Origin of the sequence: Paenibacillus puerhi, from assembly GCF_009846885.1 — a bacterium.
GTDB classification, from domain to species: Bacteria; Bacillota; Bacilli; order Paenibacillales; family NBRC-103111; genus Paenibacillus_G; species Paenibacillus_G puerhi.
Genome location: NZ_WUWM01000034.1, coordinates 32,705 through 53,511, shown reverse-complemented (window position 1 = coordinate 53,511; position 20,807 = coordinate 32,705). Strand labels below are relative to the sequence as shown.

At 49.0% G+C, this 20,807-nt stretch carries 36 protein-coding genes; all 36 read right to left on the bottom strand.

Going from position 1 to position 20,807, the window contains the following annotated elements; translation table 11 throughout:
* Positions 1-86: 86 nt before the first annotated feature.
* The 36 genes from rpsI to fusA all read right to left on the bottom strand — a co-directional run bounded on the left by rpsI (position 87) and on the right by fusA (position 20,793).
* Positions 87-479, bottom strand: coding sequence for a 30S ribosomal protein S9 (gene rpsI, locus GSF01_RS24445; RefSeq protein ID WP_159887887.1), 393 nt, complete (start codon positions 477-479; stop codon positions 87-89).
* A gap of 18 nt (positions 480-497) precedes the next feature.
* On the bottom strand, positions 498-935 hold the full coding sequence (rplM, locus tag GSF01_RS24440; RefSeq protein WP_159887886.1) for a 50S ribosomal protein L13: 438 nt from the start codon (positions 933-935) through the stop codon (positions 498-500).
* A gap of 130 nt (positions 936-1,065) precedes the next feature.
* Positions 1,066-1,842, bottom strand: coding sequence for a tRNA pseudouridine(38-40) synthase TruA (gene truA, locus GSF01_RS24435; protein WP_159887885.1), 777 nt, complete (start codon positions 1,840-1,842; stop codon positions 1,066-1,068).
* A gap of 104 nt (positions 1,843-1,946) precedes the next feature.
* Positions 1,947-2,315, bottom strand: a complete 369-nt coding sequence (rplQ, locus tag GSF01_RS24430) for a 50S ribosomal protein L17 (RefSeq protein WP_159887884.1) — start codon at positions 2,313-2,315, stop codon at positions 1,947-1,949.
* A 45-nt stretch (positions 2,316-2,360) separates the two neighbouring features.
* A complete protein-coding gene (locus GSF01_RS24425) occupies positions 2,361-3,305 on the bottom strand; it encodes a DNA-directed RNA polymerase subunit alpha (protein ID WP_159887883.1) in 945 nt (314 codons plus the stop codon).
* Positions 3,306-3,431: 126 nt separating this feature from the next.
* Positions 3,432-3,827 carry a 30S ribosomal protein S11 gene (gene rpsK, locus GSF01_RS24420; protein ID WP_159887882.1) on the bottom strand — a complete coding sequence of 132 codons (396 nt, stop codon included), beginning with the start codon at positions 3,825-3,827 and terminating at the stop codon, positions 3,432-3,434.
* Between the two features lie 19 nt (positions 3,828-3,846).
* Positions 3,847-4,215, bottom strand: a complete 369-nt coding sequence (rpsM, locus tag GSF01_RS24415) for a 30S ribosomal protein S13 (RefSeq protein ID WP_072338005.1) — start codon at positions 4,213-4,215, stop codon at positions 3,847-3,849.
* 15 nt (positions 4,216-4,230) lie between these two features.
* Positions 4,231-4,344, bottom strand: coding sequence for a 50S ribosomal protein L36 (rpmJ, locus tag GSF01_RS24410; RefSeq protein ID WP_003333770.1), 114 nt, complete (start codon positions 4,342-4,344; stop codon positions 4,231-4,233).
* A 108-nt stretch (positions 4,345-4,452) separates the two neighbouring features.
* Positions 4,453-4,671, bottom strand: coding sequence for a translation initiation factor IF-1 (infA, locus tag GSF01_RS24405; RefSeq protein ID WP_072338006.1), 219 nt, complete (start codon positions 4,669-4,671; stop codon positions 4,453-4,455).
* 2 nt (positions 4,672-4,673) lie between these two features.
* Entirely contained in the window at positions 4,674-4,982 is a 309-nt protein-coding gene (locus GSF01_RS24400) for a KOW domain-containing RNA-binding protein (protein ID WP_159887881.1), read from the bottom strand.
* A 6-nt stretch (positions 4,983-4,988) separates the two neighbouring features.
* Positions 4,989-5,741: a type I methionyl aminopeptidase gene (map, locus tag GSF01_RS24395; protein ID WP_159887880.1), complete on the bottom strand. Its 753-nt coding sequence runs from the start codon at positions 5,739-5,741 to the stop codon at positions 4,989-4,991.
* Positions 5,738-6,391 (bottom strand): adenylate kinase, encoded by a 654-nt coding sequence (locus tag GSF01_RS24390; protein WP_159887879.1) that lies wholly within the window; start codon positions 6,389-6,391, stop codon positions 5,738-5,740. The genes map and GSF01_RS24390 overlap by 4 nt, the downstream gene beginning before the upstream one ends.
* Positions 6,392-6,554: 163 nt before the next feature.
* Complete coding sequence (gene secY / locus GSF01_RS24385) at positions 6,555-7,853, bottom strand: preprotein translocase subunit SecY (RefSeq protein ID WP_159887878.1); 1,299 nt, start codon at positions 7,851-7,853, stop codon at positions 6,555-6,557.
* Positions 7,853-8,293 carry a 50S ribosomal protein L15 gene (gene rplO, locus GSF01_RS24380; RefSeq protein ID WP_159887877.1) on the bottom strand — a complete coding sequence of 147 codons (441 nt, stop codon included), beginning with the start codon at positions 8,291-8,293 and terminating at the stop codon, positions 7,853-7,855. The genes secY and rplO overlap by 1 nt, the downstream gene beginning before the upstream one ends.
* Before the next feature lie 33 nt (positions 8,294-8,326).
* Positions 8,327-8,515, bottom strand: a complete 189-nt coding sequence (gene rpmD / locus GSF01_RS24375) for a 50S ribosomal protein L30 (RefSeq protein ID WP_159887876.1) — start codon at positions 8,513-8,515, stop codon at positions 8,327-8,329.
* A 10-nt stretch (positions 8,516-8,525) separates the two neighbouring features.
* Positions 8,526-9,023, bottom strand: coding sequence for a 30S ribosomal protein S5 (rpsE, locus tag GSF01_RS24370; protein WP_159887875.1), 498 nt, complete (start codon positions 9,021-9,023; stop codon positions 8,526-8,528).
* 29 nt (positions 9,024-9,052) lie between these two features.
* Positions 9,053-9,421, bottom strand: a complete 369-nt coding sequence (rplR, locus tag GSF01_RS24365) for a 50S ribosomal protein L18 (RefSeq protein WP_159887874.1) — start codon at positions 9,419-9,421, stop codon at positions 9,053-9,055.
* 62 nt (positions 9,422-9,483) lie between these two features.
* On the bottom strand, positions 9,484-10,026 hold the full coding sequence (gene rplF, locus GSF01_RS24360; RefSeq protein WP_159887873.1) for a 50S ribosomal protein L6: 543 nt from the start codon (positions 10,024-10,026) through the stop codon (positions 9,484-9,486).
* 31 nt (positions 10,027-10,057) lie between these two features.
* Positions 10,058-10,456 carry a 30S ribosomal protein S8 gene (gene rpsH, locus GSF01_RS24355; protein WP_054797092.1) on the bottom strand — a complete coding sequence of 133 codons (399 nt, stop codon included), beginning with the start codon at positions 10,454-10,456 and terminating at the stop codon, positions 10,058-10,060.
* A 33-nt stretch (positions 10,457-10,489) separates the two neighbouring features.
* Complete coding sequence (locus GSF01_RS24350; RefSeq protein WP_010498863.1) at positions 10,490-10,675, bottom strand: type Z 30S ribosomal protein S14; 186 nt, start codon at positions 10,673-10,675, stop codon at positions 10,490-10,492.
* Positions 10,676-10,725: 50 nt separating this feature from the next.
* Entirely contained in the window at positions 10,726-11,268 is a 543-nt protein-coding gene (gene rplE / locus GSF01_RS24345) for a 50S ribosomal protein L5 (protein ID WP_159887872.1), read from the bottom strand.
* Between the two features lie 34 nt (positions 11,269-11,302).
* Positions 11,303-11,656, bottom strand: coding sequence for a 50S ribosomal protein L24 (rplX, locus tag GSF01_RS24340; RefSeq protein WP_235941714.1), 354 nt, complete (start codon positions 11,654-11,656; stop codon positions 11,303-11,305).
* Positions 11,657-11,736: 80 nt separating this feature from the next.
* Entirely contained in the window at positions 11,737-12,105 is a 369-nt protein-coding gene (gene rplN, locus GSF01_RS24335; RefSeq protein WP_159887871.1) for a 50S ribosomal protein L14, read from the bottom strand.
* 41 nt (positions 12,106-12,146) lie between these two features.
* Entirely contained in the window at positions 12,147-12,410 is a 264-nt protein-coding gene (rpsQ, locus tag GSF01_RS24330) for a 30S ribosomal protein S17 (RefSeq protein WP_159887870.1), read from the bottom strand.
* A 24-nt stretch (positions 12,411-12,434) separates the two neighbouring features.
* A complete protein-coding gene (rpmC, locus tag GSF01_RS24325) occupies positions 12,435-12,635 on the bottom strand; it encodes a 50S ribosomal protein L29 (RefSeq protein ID WP_013921153.1) in 201 nt (66 codons plus the stop codon).
* Positions 12,625-13,059 carry a 50S ribosomal protein L16 gene (rplP, locus tag GSF01_RS24320; protein WP_159887869.1) on the bottom strand — a complete coding sequence of 145 codons (435 nt, stop codon included), beginning with the start codon at positions 13,057-13,059 and terminating at the stop codon, positions 12,625-12,627. The genes rpmC and rplP overlap by 11 nt, the downstream gene beginning before the upstream one ends.
* Before the next feature lie 2 nt (positions 13,060-13,061).
* Positions 13,062-13,727: a 30S ribosomal protein S3 gene (gene rpsC, locus GSF01_RS24315; protein WP_159887868.1), complete on the bottom strand. Its 666-nt coding sequence runs from the start codon at positions 13,725-13,727 to the stop codon at positions 13,062-13,064.
* A 13-nt stretch (positions 13,728-13,740) separates the two neighbouring features.
* Positions 13,741-14,076: a 50S ribosomal protein L22 gene (gene rplV / locus GSF01_RS24310; RefSeq protein WP_072338023.1), complete on the bottom strand. Its 336-nt coding sequence runs from the start codon at positions 14,074-14,076 to the stop codon at positions 13,741-13,743.
* A gap of 50 nt (positions 14,077-14,126) precedes the next feature.
* On the bottom strand, positions 14,127-14,405 hold the full coding sequence (rpsS, locus tag GSF01_RS24305) for a 30S ribosomal protein S19 (protein ID WP_159887867.1): 279 nt from the start codon (positions 14,403-14,405) through the stop codon (positions 14,127-14,129).
* 46 nt (positions 14,406-14,451) lie between these two features.
* Positions 14,452-15,282, bottom strand: a complete 831-nt coding sequence (gene rplB / locus GSF01_RS24300; RefSeq protein WP_159887866.1) for a 50S ribosomal protein L2 — start codon at positions 15,280-15,282, stop codon at positions 14,452-14,454.
* Positions 15,283-15,311: 29 nt separating this feature from the next.
* On the bottom strand, positions 15,312-15,602 hold the full coding sequence (gene rplW, locus GSF01_RS24295; protein ID WP_159887865.1) for a 50S ribosomal protein L23: 291 nt from the start codon (positions 15,600-15,602) through the stop codon (positions 15,312-15,314).
* Positions 15,602-16,225, bottom strand: a complete 624-nt coding sequence (gene rplD, locus GSF01_RS24290; protein ID WP_159887864.1) for a 50S ribosomal protein L4 — start codon at positions 16,223-16,225, stop codon at positions 15,602-15,604. Before rplD ends, rplW begins: the two co-directional genes overlap by 1 nt.
* A gap of 24 nt (positions 16,226-16,249) precedes the next feature.
* Entirely contained in the window at positions 16,250-16,876 is a 627-nt protein-coding gene (gene rplC, locus GSF01_RS24285; RefSeq protein WP_159887863.1) for a 50S ribosomal protein L3, read from the bottom strand.
* A 55-nt stretch (positions 16,877-16,931) separates the two neighbouring features.
* Complete coding sequence (gene rpsJ / locus GSF01_RS24280; protein WP_062410373.1) at positions 16,932-17,240, bottom strand: 30S ribosomal protein S10; 309 nt, start codon at positions 17,238-17,240, stop codon at positions 16,932-16,934.
* Positions 17,241-17,489: 249 nt separating this feature from the next.
* Complete coding sequence (tuf, locus tag GSF01_RS24275) at positions 17,490-18,683, bottom strand: elongation factor Tu (RefSeq protein ID WP_159887862.1); 1,194 nt, start codon at positions 18,681-18,683, stop codon at positions 17,490-17,492.
* A 34-nt stretch (positions 18,684-18,717) separates the two neighbouring features.
* A complete protein-coding gene (fusA, locus tag GSF01_RS24270) occupies positions 18,718-20,793 on the bottom strand; it encodes an elongation factor G (protein WP_159887861.1) in 2,076 nt (691 codons plus the stop codon).
* Between the last annotated feature and the right edge of the window lie 14 nt (positions 20,794-20,807).

Sequence of the window (20,807 nt, the reverse complement as noted above, 5' to 3'; positions counted from 1 at the left end):
AGTTTCATAAATAGAACAAGTTGAAAACAGGAAAAAGCCCTTGACCGATGAAGGCCAAGGGCTCGTATAACAGAGACTGCAGGATATTAACGTTTCGAGAATTGAGGAGCGCGACGAGCGGCTTTCAAGCCGTATTTCTTACGCTCTTTCATACGAGGGTCACGAGTCAGGAAGCCTGCTCTTTTCAGTGCGCCGCGATATTCCGGGTCTGCTTTCAGCAGAGCACGGGAAATACCGTGACGGATTGCGCCAGCTTGTCCGGAAATACCGCCGCCGTGCGCAAGAACCAGTACGTCGTACTTGGACAACGTTTCAGTCAGGTTCAAAGGTTGTTTGACGATCAGCTTCAAAGTCTCAAGACCGAAGTATTCGTCCAATTCGCGTTTATTGATCACGATACGGCCTTCACCCGGTACTAAACGTACACGTGCTACCGAGTGCTTACGACGGCCGGTGCCATAATATTGTACTTGTGCCACAAGACAGTCCTCCCTTTATTAACCGCGAAGTTCCCAAACTACAGGTTGTTGTGCTTGATGCGGATGTTCCGATCCGGCGTATACATTCAGCTTTGTTCTCAGACGATTGCCCAAACGGGTTTTTGGAAGCATCCCGTGGATTGCCGACTCCAAAACGCGCTCAGGCTTTGTGTTCAACAGCTCTTGAGCTGTTGTAACTTTCAAGCCGCCCGGATGCAGGGAGTGACGATAGTATTTTTTGTCTTGAAGTTTTTTACCGGTCAAGTGAATTTTCTCAGCGTTGATGACGATAACGAAGTCACCTGTATCAACATGAGGAGTAAATTCTGGTTTATGCTTGCCGCGCAGGATAGCAGCTGCTTCGCTCGCAAGACGGCCAAGCGTTTTATTGGTAGCATCGATGATGTACCATTTGCGTTCTACTTCATTTGGCTTAGCCATATATGTGGTACGCATGTAAATGTTCCTCCTAGATCTATCTTCATCCATGATCATTAATCAACAATCTAATGGTTTTCAGACCCGGGGCCGTGGGATAGCCAGTCAGAAACACCATTGATAATCTTACTACAAATCGCTGGTATTTTCAAGTAGTAAACGGTGCTTCGTCATAAAAAACTTCCCAGAGCATCAGGCCTTGAGCCATCGCCGTTGGACCGGCAGCTCCTCTGTCTCTAGCCTCCAGGATTCGCTTCATATCCGAAGCTTTCCGTTTGCCCTCCCCGACCTGTATAAGCGTCCCGACGATGATCCTCACCATGTTGTATAAAAAACCGTTGCCCGTCAAATAAATATGAATAACACTTGATCTCAAGTGCTCATCCTTCCATGCGTTCACCAGCCTGGCTTCGTAGATCGTGCGTACATGACTCACCGTCTTCGTACGAACCGAGCAGAACGAAGTAAAGTCATGTTCGCCTTCTACATAAGACAAAGCCTCACGCATCGCATCAAGGTCCAAAGCAGGAGGATGGTAGTATTCCATATGCCGGGTCATCGGATCGAAAACCCTGCCGCAGCGGATGGTATAGCGATAAGTCTTACGCTTGGCCCATCGCCGGGAATGAAATTCCAACGGCACCTCGCGTACGTCCCAGATACGAATGTCATGGGGAAGTCTGCCATTCAATGCCATGCACCAGCGGTTTACGGGGATTTGAGAGGCGGTATGGAAATGAAACACTTGTCCGCGCGCATGCACACCTGCATCGGTTCGTCCGGAGGCATGAATCTTCACTTCTTCCCCCGTTAACAGACGTATCGCTTGCTCCAACTGGTGCTGCACGGTGTTCAGACCGGGTTGAACCTGGAAGCCGTTGTAGCCGGCCCCATCATAGCTCACCGTTACACATAAATTTCTCACGGGCCCTGCCCTCCGAAAAACTCAACCTAACCCGTTTCCTAGATACAAAAAAAGGGTTTCATCAGAATCAGAAGATCCCGTCCACCCTTTCCCATCCTTATCTCTTAAGCGCGGTCTACGAGTTCCAGATAAACCATAGGCGCAGCATCACCGCGACGAGGGCCAAGCTTCAGGATACGCGTGTATCCGCCTTGACGCTCTGCGTAGCGAGGAGCTAGCTCAGAGAAAAGCTTTTGAATCGCATCTTGGTTTTCGTTTGCTTGTTCACGACGAACAAAAGAAGCTACTTGACGGCGAGCATGCAGATCTCCGCGCTTAGCCAGAGTAATCAGCTTCTCGGCGATCGAACGCAATTCTTTCGCTTTTGCTTCTGTCGTTTGAATGCGCTCATGTATGAACAAGTCGGTTACCAGGTCGCGGAACAGTGCCTTACGCGAGCTGGAATCACGATTTAACTTTTTGTATGCAGCCATGTGTGCAACCTCCTTCTGCTTGATGGTTGAACGTTCAGTCTGGCGCTAATCTTCCATCCGAAGTCCAAGACCAAGCTCTTCGAGCTTCTCTTGTACCTCTTCTAGGGATTTGCGGCCCAGGTTACGAACCTTCATCATATCTTCTTCCGTTTTCGTAATCAATTCCTGTACCGTATTGATGCCTGCACGCTTGAGACAGTTATAAGAACGTACGGAGAGATCGAGCTCTTCGATAGTCATCTCGAGCACTTTCTCCTTCTTGTCCTCTTCCTTCTCCACCATGATCTCCGCATCTTTGGCTTCGTCGGTCAGACCGACAAACAGCATCAGATGCTCGGTCAAGATTTTGGCGCCTAAGCTAACGGCCTCTTCAGGACGAATACTTCCATCGGACCATACCTCGAGCGTGAGCTTGTCATAGTTCGTGACTTGCCCGACGCGCGTATTCTCCACGCTGTAATTGACACGAGTAATAGGAGTGTAGATCGAATCGATCGGAATCACGCCGATCGGCTGATCCTCTCTTTTGTTTTTGTCTGCCGATACATAACCCCGACCGCGATTCGCATGAATTCTCATGTGAAGTCTGGAGTCGGAGGACAGCGTAGCAATGTGCAGATCCGGGTTTAAAATCTCCACATCGCTATCGCCGCGAATATCGCCAGCCACAACAGCCCCTTCACCTTCTGCATCGATCTCAAGCACTTTTTCTTCATCGGAATGAATTTTCAGCGAGAGACCTTTCAGGTTCAGGATGATTTCCGTAACATCTTCCATGACACCTGGAACCGTGGAGAACTCGTGCAGAACGCCGTCGATCTGGACGGATGTTACCGCCGCGCCCGGAAGGGAAGACAGTAAGATTCTGCGTAACGAGTTGCCGAGCGTAGTTCCGTAGCCTCTTTCCAAAGGCTCTACGACAAATTTGCCGTACGTGCCATCTTCGCTTAATGATACGGTTTCTATTTTCGGCTTTTCGATTTCGATCATTGTAAACCCTCCTTCAAACGTCGTTTCATTCTGGATAACGTAAGACGTATAAAACGCGTAGTATGCCTATCCAAATAGTATAGACACCATTTGGATATTTATACCACTGGGCTTAGCAATCCTGAACTAGACACGACGACGCTTTGGAGGACGGCAACCGTTATGAGGAATCGGAGTCACGTCTTTAATCAGGTTTACTTCCAAACCTGCTGCTTGCAAAGAACGGATAGCTGCCTCACGGCCTGCGCCCGGACCTTTAACCATAACTTCAACCACTTTCATGCCATGCTCCATTGCAGCTTTAGCTGCCGATTCTGCTGCCATTTGAGCGGCGAACGGCGTGCTCTTACGGGAACCTTTGAATCCAAGGTTACCTGCGCTTGCCCAGGAGATTGCATTACCGTGCGGATCCGTGATAGTAACAATCGTATTGTTGAACGTAGAACGGATATGAGCCACTCCGCTGTCAATATTTTTCCGGTCGCGACGTTTTGTACGAACGACTTTTTTTGGTTTAGCCATGTAACATTACCCTCCTTTACTATTTTTTCTTATTAGCTACCGTACGGCGAGGACCTTTGCGTGTACGAGCATTTGTCTTAGTACGTTGACCGCGAACAGGCAAGCCGCGGCGATGACGAACGCCACGATAGCATCCGATTTCGATCAGGCGCTTGATGTTCAGGGAAATTTCACGACGAAGGTCGCCTTCCACTTTCAGCGTCTTGTCGATTACTTCACGGATTTTGCTCACTTCGTCTTCTGTCAGATCGCGAACGCGAGTATCCGGGTTGATACCGGTTTGAGCTACGATTTTCGCAGAAGTCGTGTTGCCGATTCCGAAAATGTAAGTCAAAGCGATAATCACGCGCTTGTCACGCGGTAAGTCTACACCAGCAATACGTGCCATGAATGCAGCACCTCCTTAGCCTTGTTTTTGTTTGTGTTTCGGATTTTCGCAAATGACCATAACGTTACCTTTGCGGCGAATGACTTTGCATTTTTCGCAAATCGGTTTGACCGATGGTCTAACCTTCATGGTGGTTACCTCCTCCAAGCTTTCGTCAGAAAGCTGCTACGTAAGGAATATAGGGCTCCCTCGTGGAAGCTACTTCGTAAGTGTGTGCCTAGTTGTAAGACGTTCGATCTATTTAAAACGATAGGTTATACGGCCTCTGGTCAAATCATACGGCGAGAGTTCTACCGTCACTTTATCACCTGGCAATATCCGAATAAAGTGCATTCTGATTTTGCCGGATACATGAGCAAGTATCTGATGACCGTTCTCCAGCTCAACCTTGAACATTGCATTCGGAAGAGGTTCAATCACTGTACCTTCAACTTCAATTACATCTTCTTTGGCCACAGTCATTCTCCTTTCTCTTGCGCATCTTGCGTAAATTGGTTCGCTGCTTGCGTCAAAACATGCCTGAGCTTAGCATTGGTTACCCGTCCCGTTTCACGGATACTATCGGCCACTTCGGGGCTAATTGCCGGAAGAAGCTGGAGATGAAGCAGACTTTTTTTCTTGGGATCATCGAACTTCCGTTTGCTGCCGTCAGCGATCTGCACGTATCGTTGGTCTACGACGCCGATTATAACGGCAAGCTTCTCGGAATCCCGTCCTCTAATTACCCTCACGATTTGTCCGAGCTGCGGAACTTTCGTCGGTTCCATACGCAATTACGCTCCCGGCAGCGTCAGTATCTCGAAGCCGTCCTGCGTAATGGCGATGGTATGCTCGAAGTGTGCGCACAGTGTGCCATCCACCGTGACCACCGTCCAGTTATCTTGAAGCGTCCGGACGTATCGCTCACCCACGTTGACCATCGGTTCGATTGCAAGCACCATACCCGGGCGAAGACGCGGTCCATGACCGGCAATGCCATAGTTAGGTATTTGCGGCTCCTCGTGGAGCTCGGCCCCGATGCCATGTCCTACATATTCTCTGACAATCGAAAATCCTTCATTCTCGGCGCATCTTTGGATGGCATTGGATATCGTGTACAACCTAGCGTCCGGTTTCGCTTCCGCCAGACCGGCGAACAACGACCTCTCCGTAACCTCAAGCAGCTTGCTCGCCGTTTCGGTGATCGTGCCTACGCCATAAGTCCAAGCGGAATCCCCATGATATCCTTTGTATTGAGCTCCGATGTCGATGCTGATAATGTCACCTTCATTCAGCTTGCGCTGACCGGGGATCCCATGAACCAATTCATCATTGACCGAAGCGCAGATGCTTCCAGGAAAACCATTGTAGCCTTTAAAAGATGGAATTGCGCCCTGACTGCGAATAAAATCTTCAGCGATCTGATCGAGTTCTTTGGTTGTAATATCGGGCTGAATGGCCTTCTGCAGCACGCGGTGCGTTTCGGCAACGATGCGTCCGGCCTCGCGCATGTAGTCCAATTCAGCGGCAGATTTACAAATGATCATTCCGCTTGTCCTCGCAATAGTGAACTGATTTGTGCAGTAACCGTATCGATTTCTTGCTCACCGTTAACCTCGCGCAATATTCCCTTGTTCCGATAGTACTCCAGAAGAGGAGCGGTTTTATTGATATATTCGTCCAAACGAGTTCCGACCTTCTCTTCGTTATCGTCCGAGCGCTGATACAATTCACCTGAGCATTTGTCACAAACCTGATCAACTGCCGGAGGGTTAAATAAGACGTGATAGGTTGCACCGCAGGATTTGCAAATCCGACGGCCAGTCAGACGGGCAAGAAGCAAATTACGATCTACACTCAAGTTAACGACATGATCGATTTTCCGATTCAGAGCCGTCGCAATTTCATCCAATGCTTCAGCCTGGGAGATCGTTCTTGGGAAGCCGTCCAACAAAAACCCTTTCGAGCAATCGTCTTGCGACAAGCGGTCGCGTACGATGCCGATCGTAATTTCATCCGGAACAAGCAGCCCCTGATCCACAAACTTCTTCGCTTCGACGCCAAGAGGTGTCTCTTGCTTCATCGCAAGCCGAAATGCATCACCGGTGGAGATATGCGGAATTTGGAATTCATCAATGATCCGTTCCGCTTGCGTACCTTTACCTGCACCAGGAGGTCCCATAAAGATAATATTCACCGTGACTTCCTCCCTCACTTGCATCATCCGATGCTAACAGCACAATAGGTGCCGATAGTTCTCACGAAAACCGCAGAAGGCGGGCCCCGTCAACCTCAACGCCGATGATGCCGAAGGTCGGTCGTCACAGGCGCCGGGCGAGCGTACTATCAGAACCTATATGCTATTTATTAATGAAGCCCTTGTAATGGCGTTTGATCAATTGGCTTTCGATGGTTTTCATCGTTTCCAAACCTACACCGATTACGATGAGTAAGGAAGTGCCGCCGATTTGCACGGATTGCGGCAACCCGGCCAGAGCAGCGAAAATCATCGGGACAATAGATACGGCAGCCAAGAACAGCGCGCCGGAAAGGGTGATCCGAGTCATCACGCGGGTCAAGTATACTTCGGTGTTCTTCCCTGGTCGGATGCCCGGGATATATCCGCCGTTCTTCTTCATCTGCTCAGCCATTTGCACAGGGTTAATCTGTACGAATGTGTAGAAGTACGTAAATCCGATGATCAGAAGTACATACAGCACCATGCCAAGCGGATGCGTGTAGCTCAGATTCGTGATGATCCATTCGGCTACCGGATTCCCACGCCAGAAGCTGGCAACGGTCGGCGGAAACACGAGTAAGGACAGTGCGAAAATAACTGGGATAACGCCCGCAGCGTTCACTTTAAGCGGAATGTGCGTAGACTGACCGCCGAACATTTTGCGACCGACCACCCGTTTCGCGTACTGAACCGGAATCTTACGAATGCCCTGCTGGACGAATATGACACCAACGATCAAGGCGACTACAACAGCAGCGATAATCAGCACCTTAAGGATGTTGAGGAAAACCGCGCCGCCAGCATCGACAAATTGAGTTTGATAAATTTGGCTGATGCCTGTCGGAATCGCAGCGACAATACCCGCGAAGATGATAATGGAAATACCATTTCCAATGCCATTCTCGGTGATTTGTTCCCCTAACCACATCAGAAATGCTGTACCAGCTGTAAGTACGATCGCAATTAAAGCATACGTCGTAAAGCTCGGATTGATTACCAATCCACTAACCATCCGGTTAAAACCGATCGCAAAGCTGAAAGCCTGGATAAGTCCTAGCACGATAGTACCGTAACGGGTAACTTGACTTAGCTTTTTGCGGCCCACTTCTCCTTCTTTAGCCCACTGAGTGAATGTCGGAATGACATCCATCGACAGGAGCTGAACGATAATCGACGCCGTAATATACGGAGTAATCGTCATCGCGAAGATGGAGAACTGGAACAACGCACCCCCGGAGAAGGTATTCAGCAAGGCGAAAACTCCGCTGGTAGCTTGGTCCTGCATTTTAAGCAGCTCTGTGTTGATGTTAGGTACCGGAATAAAAGCACCAATTCTGTAGACGATCAGCACCAGAAGGGTGAACAGGATCCGTTTCCTCAAATCGTCTACTTTCATAATATTGGATATGGTACGGAACATTAAATCACCTCGGTTTTACCGCCGGCAGCTGTAATTTTCTCTACCGCAGATTGGGAGAATTTACTCGCCTTTACATTAAGTTGAACCGTGATTTCACCGTTACCGAGGATCTTGATGCCGCTAAGCGGGTTCTTAACGATACCGGATTCCAGCAAAACTTCTGGAGTCACTTCCGTGCCAGCTTCGAACTTGTTCAAGTCCGACAGATTGACGATGGCGTACTCTTTGCGGAACTGGTTGTTAAATCCACGCTTCGGCAAGCGACGATACAACGGGTTTTGACCGCCTTCAAATCCTGGACGAACACCGCCGCCGGAACGAGAGTTCTGACCTTTGTGACCGCGAGTCGAAGTTTTGCCCATGCCGCTACCAACACCACGGCCCACACGCTTGCGCGATTGACGCGAACCAGGGGCAGAAGTAAGTTCATGCAATTTCATCGTTTGCACCTCCTCTAGCTTTATGTTAAGTCATTACGCTTCGATTTCTTTAACTTCCACCAAGTGGCTCACTTGATTGACCATACCGCGGATAGCAGCATTGTCAGCTTGCGAGACCGTTTGATGAAGCTTGCGAAGTCCGAGAGCGGTAACCGTGCGACGTTGCGTCTCAGGTCTGCCGATCAGGCTGCGCTTGAGGGTAATTTGCAATTGCTTAGCCATGGTATCCCTCCTAACCTAAAAGTTCTTCTACGGTTTTACCGCGAAGCTTAGCAACATCTTCCGCACGCTTCAGGCGTTGTAAGCCTTCCAGGGTAGCGTTAACCATGTTCATCGAGTTCGAGGAACCCAGAGATTTCGTCAGGATATCGCCAACGCCGGCAAGCTCCAGTACTGCACGAACCGGACCGCCTGCGATAACTCCTGTACCTGCAGATGCAGGCTTCAGCAGCACTCTGCCCGCGCCGAAGTGTCCGATTACCAAGTGAGGAATCGTAGTTCCGACGATTGGGACTTGAATCAGGTTTTTCTTCGCATCTTCAATACCTTTGCGGATTGCATCAGGTACCTCGGAAGCTTTACCGATTCCAGCGCCTACCCAGCCTTTGCCATCGCCTACAACAACGAGGGCGCTGAAGCTGAAACGACGTCCGCCCTTTACAACTTTAGCAACGCGGTTGATTTGAACGACTTTTTCAGTCAATTCCAATGTGTTTGGATCGATACGCAAGTTCATACCTCCTTATGTGTAGATTTGTTTTAGAAATCAAGACCTGCTTCGCGAGCAGCATCAGCCAATGCTTTTACACGACCATGGTACAGGTATCCGCCGCGGTCGAACACAACCTTCTCTACGCCTGCTTTCTTCGCACGTTCTGCGATCAAAGCGCCGACTTTCGTAGCAGCTTCAGCGTTGCCGCCGTTACCGACTGTTTCTTTCAGCTCTTTATCTTGCGTGGAAGCGGAAGCGATGGTTACGCCTTTGACGTCGTCGATCAGTTGTGCATACATATGTTTGGAAGAACGGAAAATGTTGAGACGCGGACGCTCAGCCGTTCCTTGAATTTTCTTACGAACGCGAAGATGTCTTTTCAAGCGCGCCTTGTTTTTATCGACTTTAGTAATCATTCGAGTCTTCACTCCTTTCGGTATCGTTGGCGAAGCAAGTCAGCCGCATTAGCTAAGCTGCCTTACTTCTTCTTACCGGCCTTACCTTCTTTACGAAGAATCCGTTCGCCTTCGTACTTGATACCTTTGCCTTTATAAGGCTCAGGCTCGCGTACAGAGCGGATTTTGGCAGCATATGCGCCTACCAGCTCTTTGTCGATACCTTTAACCGTGATCTTCGTGTTCGAAGGAACTTCGAATTCGATGCCGCTTGCCGGTTCGATCTCAACTGGATGCGAGTAACCAACGTTCAATACCAGCTTGTTGCCGGATTTGTTCGCACGGTAACCTACGCCGACCAGTTCAAGGTTTTTTGCAAAACCGTCAGTTACTCCGCTCACCATGTTTTGAACGACGCTGCGCGTCGTGCCATGCAGGGAACGATGCAATTTATTGTCAGAAGGACGCTCTACGTTAATGATGCTTTCTTCGACGCTGACCTTCATGTCTTTGTGAAGCTCGCGGCTCAATGTGCCTTTAGGGCCTTTAACCGTAATTACTGCGTTGTCTAAAGTCACGTTAACTCCGCTAGGAATCGTGATTGGTTTGCGACCAATACGGGACATGTTGTGCACCTCCGTTCTTTAAAAATGGAAATTACCAAACGTAGCAGATAACCTCTCCGCCAGCTTTGGATTGACGAGCTTCTTTATCGGTCATTACACCTTTAGAAGTCGAGAGAATTGCGATACCCAGCCCGCCGAGTACGCGTGGTACCTCTTGGCTTTTCGCATAAACGCGAAGACCTGGCTTGCTGATTCTTTTAAGACCTGTGATTACGCGCTCGTTATTGGAGCCGTATTTCAGGAACAAGCGGATGATGCCTTGCTTGCTGTCTTCGATATATTCAGCGTCACGGATGAAGCCTTCCTTCTTGAGGATCTCGGCGATTTCACGCTTGATCTTCGAAGCCGGAATTTCAACAGTCTCATGACGAACGACATTAGCGTTGCGAATGCGTGTAAGCATATCTGCAATTGGATCGGACATAACCATGTGTTGTAAACCTCCTTCCCGAAACTATGAGTTTTACCAGCTTGCTTTCTTCACGCCAGGGATCTGGCCCTTGTATGCCAATTCGCGGAAGCAAATTCTGCAAATTTTAAATTTACGCAATACCGAATGGGGACGTCCGCAGCGCTCGCAGCGCGTGTAGGCCTGCACCTTGAATTTCGGAGGACGCTGCTGCTTAATCTTCATCGAAGTTTTTGCCACTTTCGTTTACACCTCCATAGGTTTCTTTGGAAACCCGTATCGTAAGCTTATTATTTCGTGAACGGCATGCCGAGCTGCGTCAGCAATTCGCGGGATTCTTCGTCTGTTTTCGCCGTCGTGACGATTACGATATCCATACCGCGGACTTTGTCCACTTTATCGTATTCGACCTCTGGGAAGATCAGTTGTTCTTTCAAACCAAGCGTGTAGTTGCCGCGGCCATCAAATGCTTTTGTCGATACGCCACGGAAGTCACGTACGCGCGGAAGCGCAACGTTGAACAGCTTGTCGAGGAAGTGATACATACGCTCGCCGCGCAGCGTTACCTTCACGCCGATTGGCATATTTTCACGCAGTTTAAACCCTGCGATCGATTTTTTAGCACGAGTGATAACCGGCTTTTGACCAGAGATCAACTGCAGGTCGGAGACGGCGGTATCAAGGATCTTGGAGTTGGAAACTGCTTCGCCAACACCCATGTTGATAACTACTTTCTCGATTTTCGGAACTTGCATAACCGTAGTGTAGTTAAACTTTTGAATCAACGCTGGCGTTACTTCGTTCAGGAAACGATCTTTCATTCTTGCTGCCATAAGACTCGTTTACCTCCTTTCTTCACCTTTACTATTAATCGATAACCTCGCCGGATTTTTTCGCGACGCGGACTTTTTTGCCGTTATCCAATACTTTGTAGCCGATACGCGTCGGTTGACCGCTCTTCGGATCTACGAGCATCACGTTGGAGACATGAATAGAAGCCTCTTGCGTAAGGATGCCGCCTTGCGGGTTAGCCTGGGATGGCTTCGCATGCTTCTTGATCATGTTCACGCCTTCGACCAGCACACGGTTTTGACGAGGGTAAGCTGCGAGTACGCGGCCCTTCTTGCCTTTGTCTTTTCCCGTGATCACGATAACCGTGTCTTCTTTTTTCACGTGCAATTTATTGTTGTGGGACTCCAGTTTCTTCGGTTGTTTTGGCATTGTGGTATTACACCTCCTACAGGTTTTCGCGACTGAAAACCGCTTCGTAAGTCATGCTTGGTACTTCATAGGGAAGGAGCTTAGATAACTTCAGGTGCCAGAGATACGATTTTCATGAAATCTCTATCACGAAGCTCACGAGCTACCGGTCCAAAGATACGAGTGCCGCGCGGGCTCTTGTCTTCCTTAACGATAACAGCTGCGTTCTCGTCAAATGTAATGTAGGATCCGTCCTTACGACGAGCGCCACGTCTCGTGCGTACCACTACTGCTTTGACAACATCGCCCTTCTTGACAACGCCACCAGGTGTTGCTTCTTTCACCGAGCAGATGATCAGATCACCAATGTTAGCCGAACGACGTCCAGTACCACCCAACACTCGGATACACATCAGCGACTTCGCACCAGAGTTGTCAGCTACTTTCAAACGAGTAAATGGTTGAATCATTGTGTAGTTCCTCCTTCCGGTATTGATGCTAGGTGCTTATATTAAACAATAACCGCTTTTTCAACCACTTTTACCAATCTCCAACGTTTGTCCTTGGAGAGTGGACGTGTTTCCATGATTTCAACAACGTCGCCGATTTTAGCTTCGTTATTTTCGTCATGAGCTTTGAATTTCTTCGTATATTTAATCCGCTTGTGGTACAAGTCGTGTTTCTTGTAAGTCTCAACCGCAACAACGATGGTTTTTTCCATCTTGTCGCTTACGACTCTGCCCAATTGCGTTTTACGCTCGTTGCGTTCAGCCATTGCGAGATCCTCCTCTCTCTTTCATTAACTAGTGATTCCCAATTCTCTTTCACGCAAAACAGTCTTTGCCCGAGCAATCTCTTTGCGTACTTTTTGAATCTGTACGGGATTATCCAGTTGACCTGTAGCCAGTTGAAAACGGAGGTTAAAGAGTTGCTCTTTAAATCCGGCAATCTTTTGTTCGATCTCAGCAGTGGTTAAGTTGCGAAATTCACTAGCTTTCATTTGCTTCACCACCCAGTTCTTCTCTTTTCACAAACTTCGTCTTGATCGGGAGCTTGTGAGCGGCGAGACGCATAGCTTCACGGGCGATTTCTTCGCTTACGCCGGCCAGTTCGAACAGAACCTTACCCGGTTTTACGACAGCAACCCATTTTTCTACGTTACCTTTACCGCTACCCATCCGGACTTCAAGCGGCTTTTGGGTAATCGGCTTGGAAGGGAAAATCTTGATCCAAACTTTACCGCCCCGCTTAATATAACGAGTCATCGCGATACGAGCAGCTTCGATTTGACGGTTGGTTACCCAAGCCGGCTCCATCGCTTGCAGGCCGTATTCGCCGAAATGTACTTCCTGACCGCCTTTAGCTTTACCGCGCATGCTGCCGCGGTGCTCTTTACGGTGTTTTACACGTTTAGGAACTAACATGATTAGTTGCCTCCTTCCGCAGCAGCCTTTTTCTTAGCCGGAGGAAGAACTTCGCCGCGATAGATCCATACTTTTACGCCGATCCGTCCGTATGTGGTATGAGCCTCAGCCGTACCGTAGTCGATATCCGCACGCAATGTATGAAGAGGTACTGTACCCTCGCTATAGCCTTCCTGTCTTGCAATTTCCGCTCCACCCAGACGACCGCTAACCGAAGTTTTGATTCCTTTAGCGCCGGATCTCATCGATCTTTGGATAGCTTGTTTCAGAGCACGACGGAACGAAACGCGACGCTCCAGCTGTTGTGCAATGCTTTCTGCTACCAGGATCGCATCCATATCGGGTGTTTTAATCTCAGTGATATTGATGTGAACTTTTTTGCCGTTAGTCAGCTTTGTCAGGTAAGCGCGGATTACTTCAACTTCCGAACCGCCTTTACCGATAACCATACCTGGCTTGGCTGTATGAATTGTAACGTTCACGCGGTTAGCCGCACGCTCGATCTCGATGCGGGAAACTGCGGATTCTTTCAATTTCTGTTTCAAGTACTCACGAATTTTTACGTCTTCCATCAACAGATCGCCGAAATCTTTGCCGGCATACCATTTGGACTCCCAATCGCGAATAATACCTATGCGAAGTCCCACCGGGTTTACTTTTTGACCCACACGTTGTCCCTCCTTATTTCTCAGATACCACTACAGTGATGTGGCTGGTACGTTTATTGATGCGGCTCGCACGACCCATAGCGCGAGGACGGAATCTTTTCAAGGTTGGTCCTTGATCAACGAACACTTGCGAAATGACCAGACTGTTAGGGTCTAGGGAGTTGTTATGCTCCGCATTCGCAATCGCCGATTTGAGCAGCTTCTCGATAATCGGGGATGCCGCTTTAGGCGTATGGTTCAGGATTGCAATAGCTTCGCCCACTTGCTTGCCGCGGATCAAGTCGACCACGAGCTGAGCTTTACGGGGAGCGATGCGTACGTATCTTGCAATAGCTTTTGCTTGTTGCATGGTTGTACCTCCTCTCGTTCACGAACTGAATCTATATTCAACGATTTATCTTAGCGCTTGCCCGTTTTTCTATCGTCGTCATGACCTTTGTAAGTACGGGTTGGTGCAAACTCGCCAAGCTTATGTCCTACCATATCTTCCGTTACGTAAACCGGTACATGCTTTCTGCCATCATAAACAGCGAACGTGTGACCGATGAATTGCGGGAAAATCGTAGAGCGGCGGGACCAAGTTTTGATCACTTGCTTTTTCGAGGAAGCGTCTACCTCTGCAACCTTTTTAAGCAGATAGCCATCGATAAACGGTCCTTTTTTCAAACTGCGACCCATATATTGTTCCTCCCTTCTTTAAGCAACGCATCTATCCAAACAAATCTTACTTCGTGCGGCGACGAACGATGTATTGGTTGGAAGCTTTGTTTTTCTTCCGAGTTTTGTAACCAAGCGTCGGTTTGCCCCATGGGGACATTGGAGATTTGCGACCGATCGGGGAGCGACCTTCACCACCACCGTGAGGGTGATCGTTAGGGTTCATGACGGAACCGCGAACTTCCGGTCTTTGTCCGAGCCAGCGGGAACGACCGGCTTTACCGATTTTGATGAGCTCATAATCCTCGTTACCTACGGAACCGATGGTAGCGCGGCAAACCTTAAGGATTTTCCTCATCTCGCCAGAGGACAGACGAACCGTTACATAACGCTCTTCTTTACCGAGCAATTGCGCTTCTGTACCAGCTGCGCGAACCAATTGACCGCCTTTGCCAGGCTTCAATTCGATGTTGTGGATAACTGTACCAACCGGGATATTCTCCATTGGAAGAGCATTACCGATTTTGATATCAGCCTCAGGGCCGGATACGACTTGATCGCCCACTTTCAAGCCTTGAGGAGCGATGATATAGCGTTTCTCGCCATCCACGTAGTTGATCAAAGCGATGTTAGCTGTACGGTTTGGATCGTATTCGATCGTAGCAACGCGTCCAGGTATTCCATCTTTGTTACGTTTGAAGTCGATGATCCGGTATTTACGCTTATGTCCGCCGCCTTGGTGACGAACCGTAATTTTACCTTGGTTGTTACGTCCTGCTTTTTTGAACAATGGAGCCAAAAGCGATTTTTCCGGTGTGGATGTCGTGATCTCTTCGAAAGTCGAAACGGACATCGCACGTCTCGCCGGGGACGATGGTTTATACTTTTTAATTGGCACGTGGTTTCCCTCCTTACTTTAGAAGTTTCTTAGACGGACTCAAAGAATTCAAGCTCTTTGCTATCAGCCGAAAGAGTTACAATTGCTTTCTTCCACTCGGATGTATAACCGGAGTAACGGCCGTAACGCTTTGGCTTTGCCGGCATTCTAAGTGTGTTCACGTTCGTTACTTTCACTTTGAAAATTTGTTCGATCGCTTGCTTGATTTCCGTTTTGTTTGTACGGATGTCAACCTCGAACACATATTTTTTATCGGCCATCATTTCACTGGTACGTTCAGTAATGATCGGGCGCTTAACAATATCGCGAGGGTTCTTCATTACGCAAACACCTCCTCTACCTTTTGCACCGCGTCCTTCGTAATGATCAGCTTGTCATACGACAATACGTCCAGCACGTTGATTCCTTCAGCGATAACAAACTTTACGCCAGGAATGTTGCGGGCCGACAATGCTACGTTTTCTTCGTAGCCAGCTGTCACTACCAAGGCCTTACGATCGACTTTCAGGTTGTTCAGGATAGCTGCGAATTCCTTCGTTTTAGGAGCGGAAAGCTGCAGTTGATCCAGAACAATAATTTCGCTAGTCTTCACCTTGGAAGACAACGCGGATTTAATCGCCAAGCGACGAACTTTCTTAGGCAGTTTGAACGAGTAGCTGCGAGGAGTTGGTCCGAAAACCACACCGCCGCCTTTCCATTGAGGAGAGCGGATACTACCTTGACGAGCACGTCCTGTACCTTTTTGTTTCCAAGGCTTACGGCCACCGCCGCGTACTTCGGAACGACCTTTCGTTTTGTGCGTACCCGCACGAAGCGAAGCGCGTTGCAAAAGAACAGCTTGATTCAGTGCATGTGCATGGGGCTCGATACCGAATACGTTCTCGGACAATTCGACTTCGCCCACCTGCGAACCGCTGACATTATATACTGCTACTGTTGGCATTTGTTATCCTCCTTTCCTGCTTGCTTACTTCTTCACCGTAGCTTTGACGGTAACATAGCTATTTTTAGGACCCGGAATGGAACCTTTAATCAGAAGCACGTTGCGTTCAACATCAACCTTAACCACTTCAAGCTTTTGAATCGTTACCGTTTCTTTACCCATGTGTCCTGGCAGCTTTTTGCCTTTCGGTACACGGTTAGCTTGGATGGAGCCCATCGAACCTGGACCGCGGTGATAACGGGAACCGTGAGTCATAGGGCCTCTGGATTGGTTATGTCTCTTAATAACGCCTTGGAATCCTTTACCTTTGGAAACACCCGTTACATCAACGAATTCGCCTTCGGAGAACAGATCTGCTTTGATTTCCTGGCCAACTTCGTAACCAGCCATATCAACGCCGCGAATCTCCTTAATGTAGCGCTTAGGCGTAGCTCCTGCCTTCTTAGCATGGCCGAGCTCCGGTTTAGTGGCTCTTTGTTCTTTCTTGTCTTCAAAACCGATTTGGATGGCTTCGTAACCATCGTTATCCGCATCTTTCTTCTGCAGAACCGTGTTAGGACCTGCTTGGATTACGGTAACTGGAACAACCAATCCTTCGGGAGTAAACACTTGAGTCATCCCAAGTTTTTTTCCTAAGATACCTTTAGTCATCGTTGACACCTCTTTTCCTCTGTTGCTTGTTTGTATTTATCCGCTAACGCTTATATTACAGTTTGATTTCGATGTCCACACCGGACGGCAGATCCAGACGCATCAGCGCATCAACCGTTTGCGGCGTTGGATTCACGATATCGATCAAACGCTTATGTGTGCGCATTTCGAATTGCTCACGCGAATCTTTGTACTTATGCACAGCGCGAAGAATCGTGATGATTTGCTTCTCGGTTGGAAGCGGAATCGGACCAGACACTCCTGCACCGGAACGTTTGGCTGTATCCACGATTTTTTCTGCGGATTGATCCAAAATTCTGTGATCATAAGCCTTCAAACGAATACGAATCTTTTGCTTTGCCATTGTATTCCCTCCTTCTATCGCCCAATTTAGTATCGGACATACTCCGTGAAAATCTCCTGACTCGCCATCCCTATGGCAAAGGGGCCGGGTGTGTCAGCAACCTCTCACATCATCGCAACGTCACAGACCAACGTTCACTATTATATTAAATCCAGATACAAATTGCAAGCAAATTTGCAGTAAATTTAAAAGTTTTTTTCACTGCCAAAAAACCCTTCATCCCGAGGGATGAAGGGTCTCGCAAATCTATTACTTTTGGATCGATGCAACCGCACCGGCACCAACCGTACGTCCGCCTTCGCGGATAGCGAAGCGAGTACCTTCTTCGATAGCGATTGGGGAGATCAGCTCAACCGTTACCGCGATGTTGTCGCCTGGCATTACCATTTCAGTACCTTCTGGCAGGTTGATGATACCTGTTACGTCAGTTGTACGGAAGTAGAACTGTGGACGGTAGCCTGTGAAGAAAGGCTTGTGACGGCCACCCTCTTCTTTAGTCAGAACGTAGATTTGAGCTGTGAAGTTTGTGTGCGCCTTAACCGAACCCGGTTTCGCGATAACTTGACCACGCTCGATGTCTTTACGCTCTACGCCGCGAAGCAATGCGCCGATGTTGTCGCCCGCTTGTGCGGAATCCAGCAATTTACGGAACATTTCAACGCCTGTGCAAACGCTCTTGCGGGATTCTTCTTGCAAGCCGATGATTTCAACTTCGTCGCCGACTTTAACCACACCGCGCTCTACACGACCTGTAGCAACGGTACCACGACCAGTGATCGTGAACACGTCCTCTACCGGCATCAGGAATGGCTTGTCTGTATCACGTTGCGGGTTAGGGATGTAGGAATCGATGTGCTCGAACAGCTCAACGATTTTGTCAGCCCAAGGACCTTCTGGGTTTTGAAGTGCTTCACGAGCGGAACCACGGATGATCGGAGTGTCATCGCCTGGGAATTCATACTCGCTCAGCAGGTCGCGAACTTCCATTTCAACCAGTTCCAGAAGCTCTTCGTCTTCAACCATATCACATTTGTTCAGGAAAACAACGATGTATGGAACGCCTACTTGGCGGGAGAGAAGGATGTGCTCGCGAGTTTGCGGCATTGGGCCGTCAGCTGCGGATACAACCAGGATCGCTCCGTCCATTTGAGCCGCGCCAGTGATCATGTTTTTAACATAGTCGGCGTGACCTGGGCAGTCAACGTGAGCATAGTGGCGGTTAGCTGTTTCGTATTCCACGTGGGAAGTGGAAATTGTGATACCGCGCTCGCGCTCTTCTGGAGCTTTGTCGATTTGATCGTAAGCGAACGCAACGCCGCTGCCGAATCTTTTGTTCAATACAGTAGTGATAGCTGCTGTCAGAGTGGTTTTACCATGGTCAACGTGACCGATTGTTCCGACGTTAACGTGCGGCTTATTGCGTTCAAATTTCGCTTTTCCCATGAGTGGATTGCCTCCTCAGATAATGGATTTTATATTAGGCACCTTTGTGTTTTGCGACGATTTCTTCCGCAATCGACTTAGGTACTTCTTCATAGTGCGAGATTTCCATCGAGTATACGCCGCGACCTTGGGTACGCGAACGCAGAGTCGTGGAGTAACCAAACATTTCAGACAAAGGCACCTTAGCACGAATGATTTGCGCGCCGAAGCGTGCGTCCATACCTTCGATGCGTCCGCGGCGGGAGTTCAGGTCGCCCATTACGTCGCCCATGTACTCTTCCGGAACGGTTACTTCGACTTTCATGATTGGCTCAAGCAATATCGGTTTACACTTGTCGGCTGCTGCCTTGAGTGCCATGGAGCCTGCGATCTTAAACGCCATTTCACTGGAGTCAACATCGTGGTAGGATCCGTCAACAACGGTTGCTTTGATATCCACAAGCGGGAAGCCTGCGTATACGCCGTTTTTCATGGACTCTTCAATACCCGCTTGGATCGGTGCTACGAATTCCTTAGGAATCGAGCCGCCGACGATTTTGCTTTCAAACTGGAAGCCAGTTCCTGCCTCAAGCGGTTCGAACTCCACCCAACAATGGCCGTACTGGCCGCGGCCGCCGGATTGGCGAACAAACTTGCCTTCGACTCTAGCAGCTTGCTTGAAGGTTTCGCGGTAAGCAACCTGCGGTTTACCCACGTTGGTTTCTACCTTGAACTCACGCTGCATGCGGTCTACGATGATTTCCAGATGGAGCTCGCCCATACCGGCAATAATCGTTTGGCCTGTTTCTTCATCCGTATGTGCACGGAAAGTTGGATCTTCTTCGGAAAGCTTGGACAAAGCAATACCCATCTTATCTTGGTCGGCTTTCGTCTTAGGCTCAACAGCAAGCTGGATAACCGGATCCGGGAAATTCATGGATTCCAGAATAACCGGATTCTTCTCATCAGACAGCGTATCGCCGGTAACGGTATCCTTCAAGCCTACGGCAGCCGCGATATCACCGGAGTAAACTTCGCTGATCTCTTGACGGCTGTTCGCATGCATCTGAAGAATACGACCAATGCGCTCACGTTTGCCTTTCGTAGCATTCAGCACGTACGAACCAGCGCTCAATACACCGGAGTATACGCGGAAGAATGTCAGACGGCCAACAAACGGGTCTGTCATGATTTTGAAAGCAAGCGCCGAGAACGGCTGATCGTCCGCAGATTTACGAACAACTTCCGTACCGTCTTCGAGGGTACCTTTAATATCCGGTACATCGATTGGGGATGGGAGGTAGTCAATAACTGCGTCGAGCATTTGTTGAACGCCTTTGTTACGGTAGGACGAACCGCAGATAACCGGGAAGATGCTTACGGAACAAACGCCTTTGCGCAGTCCTGCTTTGATCTCCTCGATGGTCAGCTCTTCGCCTTCCAGATACTTCTCCATCAGTGCTTCGTCGAGTTCAGCAACCTTCTCAACAAGCTCAAGGCGAAGCGCTTCTACCTGGTCTTTCAGATCGTCCGGCACAGGACCTTCGATCGGGTCTTTGCCAAGATCGTCTTTATAGACATAGGATTTACGCTCAACCAGATCAACTACGCCGACAAATTCATTCTCTGCACCAATCGGCAGTTGGATAGCAACTGCGTTAGCGCCGAGTTTGGCACGCATCGATTCGATAACTTGCAAGAAGTCAGCGCCGATGATATCCATTTTGTTTACGTAGGCAATCCGAGGAACGCCATAACGGTCCGCTTGTCTCCAAACGGTTTCCGATTGTGGCTCAACGCCTTCTTTGGCACTGAACACACCTACTGCTCCGTCCAATACGCGGAGGGAACGTTCAACCTCTACTGTGAAGTCAACGTGTCCCGGGGTATCGATGATATTGATGCGGTGGTTTTTCCACTGAGCGGTAGTTGCGGCGGATGTAATCGTGATTCCGCGCTCCTGCTCTTGCTCCATCCAGTCCATCGTTGCCCCACCTTCATGGGTTTCACCGATTTTGTGTACACGGCCTGTATAGAACAAGATACGCTCCGTAGTGGTTGTCTTACCCGCATCAATATGCGCCATGATCCCGATGTTACGCGTATCTTTCAAGGAGAACTGTCTAGCCATCAGGTTTTCTCCTT

Bases quoted from the DNA above. Each gene is read 5' to 3' on its own strand.
- rplM (WP_159887886.1), bottom strand. From the start codon at position 935: ATGCGTACCACATATATGGCTAAGCCAAATGAAGTAGAACGCAAATGG.
- rplQ (WP_159887884.1), bottom strand. From the start codon at position 2,315: ATGGCTGCATACAAAAAGTTAAATCGTGATTCCAGCTCGCGTAAGGCA.
- GSF01_RS24425 (WP_159887883.1), bottom strand. From the start codon at position 3,305: ATGATCGAAATCGAAAAGCCGAAAATAGAAACCGTATCATTAAGCGAA.
- rpsK (WP_159887882.1), bottom strand. From the start codon at position 3,827: ATGGCTAAACCAAAAAAAGTCGTTCGTACAAAACGTCGCGACCGGAAA.
- rpsM (WP_072338005.1), bottom strand. From the start codon at position 4,215: ATGGCACGTATTGCTGGTGTAGACTTACCGCGTGACAAGCGCGTGATT.
- rpmJ (WP_003333770.1), bottom strand. From the start codon at position 4,344: ATGAAGGTTAGACCATCGGTCAAACCGATTTGCGAAAAATGCAAAGTC.
- GSF01_RS24400 (WP_159887881.1), bottom strand. From the start codon at position 4,982: ATGGAACCGACGAAAGTTCCGCAGCTCGGACAAATCGTGAGGGTAATT.
- map (WP_159887880.1), bottom strand. From the start codon at position 5,741: ATGATCATTTGTAAATCTGCCGCTGAATTGGACTACATGCGCGAGGCC.
- secY (WP_159887878.1), bottom strand. From the start codon at position 7,853: ATGTTCCGTACCATATCCAATATTATGAAAGTAGACGATTTGAGGAAA.
- rplO (WP_159887877.1), bottom strand. From the start codon at position 8,293: ATGAAATTGCATGAACTTACTTCTGCCCCTGGTTCGCGTCAATCGCGC.
- rpmD (WP_159887876.1), bottom strand. From the start codon at position 8,515: ATGGCTAAGCAATTGCAAATTACCCTCAAGCGCAGCCTGATCGGCAGA.
- rplR (WP_159887874.1), bottom strand. From the start codon at position 9,421: ATGATTACTAAAGTCGATAAAAACAAGGCGCGCTTGAAAAGACATCTT.
- rplF (WP_159887873.1), bottom strand. From the start codon at position 10,026: ATGTCCCGTATTGGTCGCAAACCAATCACGATTCCTAGCGGAGTTAAC.
- rpsH (WP_054797092.1), bottom strand. From the start codon at position 10,456: ATGGTTATGTCCGATCCAATTGCAGATATGCTTACACGCATTCGCAAC.
- rplE (WP_159887872.1), bottom strand. From the start codon at position 11,268: ATGGCAGCAAGAATGAAAGATCGTTTCCTGAACGAAGTAACGCCAGCG.
- rplX (WP_235941714.1), bottom strand. From the start codon at position 11,656: ATGCCAAAACAACCGAAGAAACTGGAGTCCCACAACAATAAATTGCAC.
- rplN (WP_159887871.1), bottom strand. From the start codon at position 12,105: ATGATTCAACCATTTACTCGTTTGAAAGTAGCTGACAACTCTGGTGCG.
- rpsQ (WP_159887870.1), bottom strand. From the start codon at position 12,410: ATGGCTGAACGCAACGAGCGTAAAACGCAATTGGGCAGAGTCGTAAGC.
- rpmC (WP_013921153.1), bottom strand. From the start codon at position 12,635: ATGAAAGCTAGTGAATTTCGCAACTTAACCACTGCTGAGATCGAACAA.
- rplP (WP_159887869.1), bottom strand. From the start codon at position 13,059: ATGTTAGTTCCTAAACGTGTAAAACACCGTAAAGAGCACCGCGGCAGC.
- rplV (WP_072338023.1), bottom strand. From the start codon at position 14,076: ATGCAACAAGCAAAAGCTATTGCAAGATACGTACGCATCGCTCCCCGT.
- rpsS (WP_159887867.1), bottom strand. From the start codon at position 14,405: ATGGGTCGCAGTTTGAAAAAAGGACCGTTTATCGATGGCTATCTGCTT.
- rplW (WP_159887865.1), bottom strand. From the start codon at position 15,602: ATGAAGAACCCTCGCGATATTGTTAAGCGCCCGATCATTACTGAACGT.
- rplD (WP_159887864.1), bottom strand. From the start codon at position 16,225: ATGCCAACAGTAGCAGTATATAATGTCAGCGGTTCGCAGGTGGGCGAA.
- rplC (WP_159887863.1), bottom strand. From the start codon at position 16,876: ATGACTAAAGGTATCTTAGGAAAAAAACTTGGGATGACTCAAGTGTTT.
- rpsJ (WP_062410373.1), bottom strand. From the start codon at position 17,240: ATGGCAAAGCAAAAGATTCGTATTCGTTTGAAGGCTTATGATCACAGA.
- tuf (WP_159887862.1), bottom strand. From the start codon at position 18,683: ATGGGAAAAGCGAAATTTGAACGCAATAAGCCGCACGTTAACGTCGGA.
- fusA (WP_159887861.1), bottom strand. From the start codon at position 20,793: ATGGCTAGACAGTTCTCCTTGAAAGATACGCGTAACATCGGGATCATG.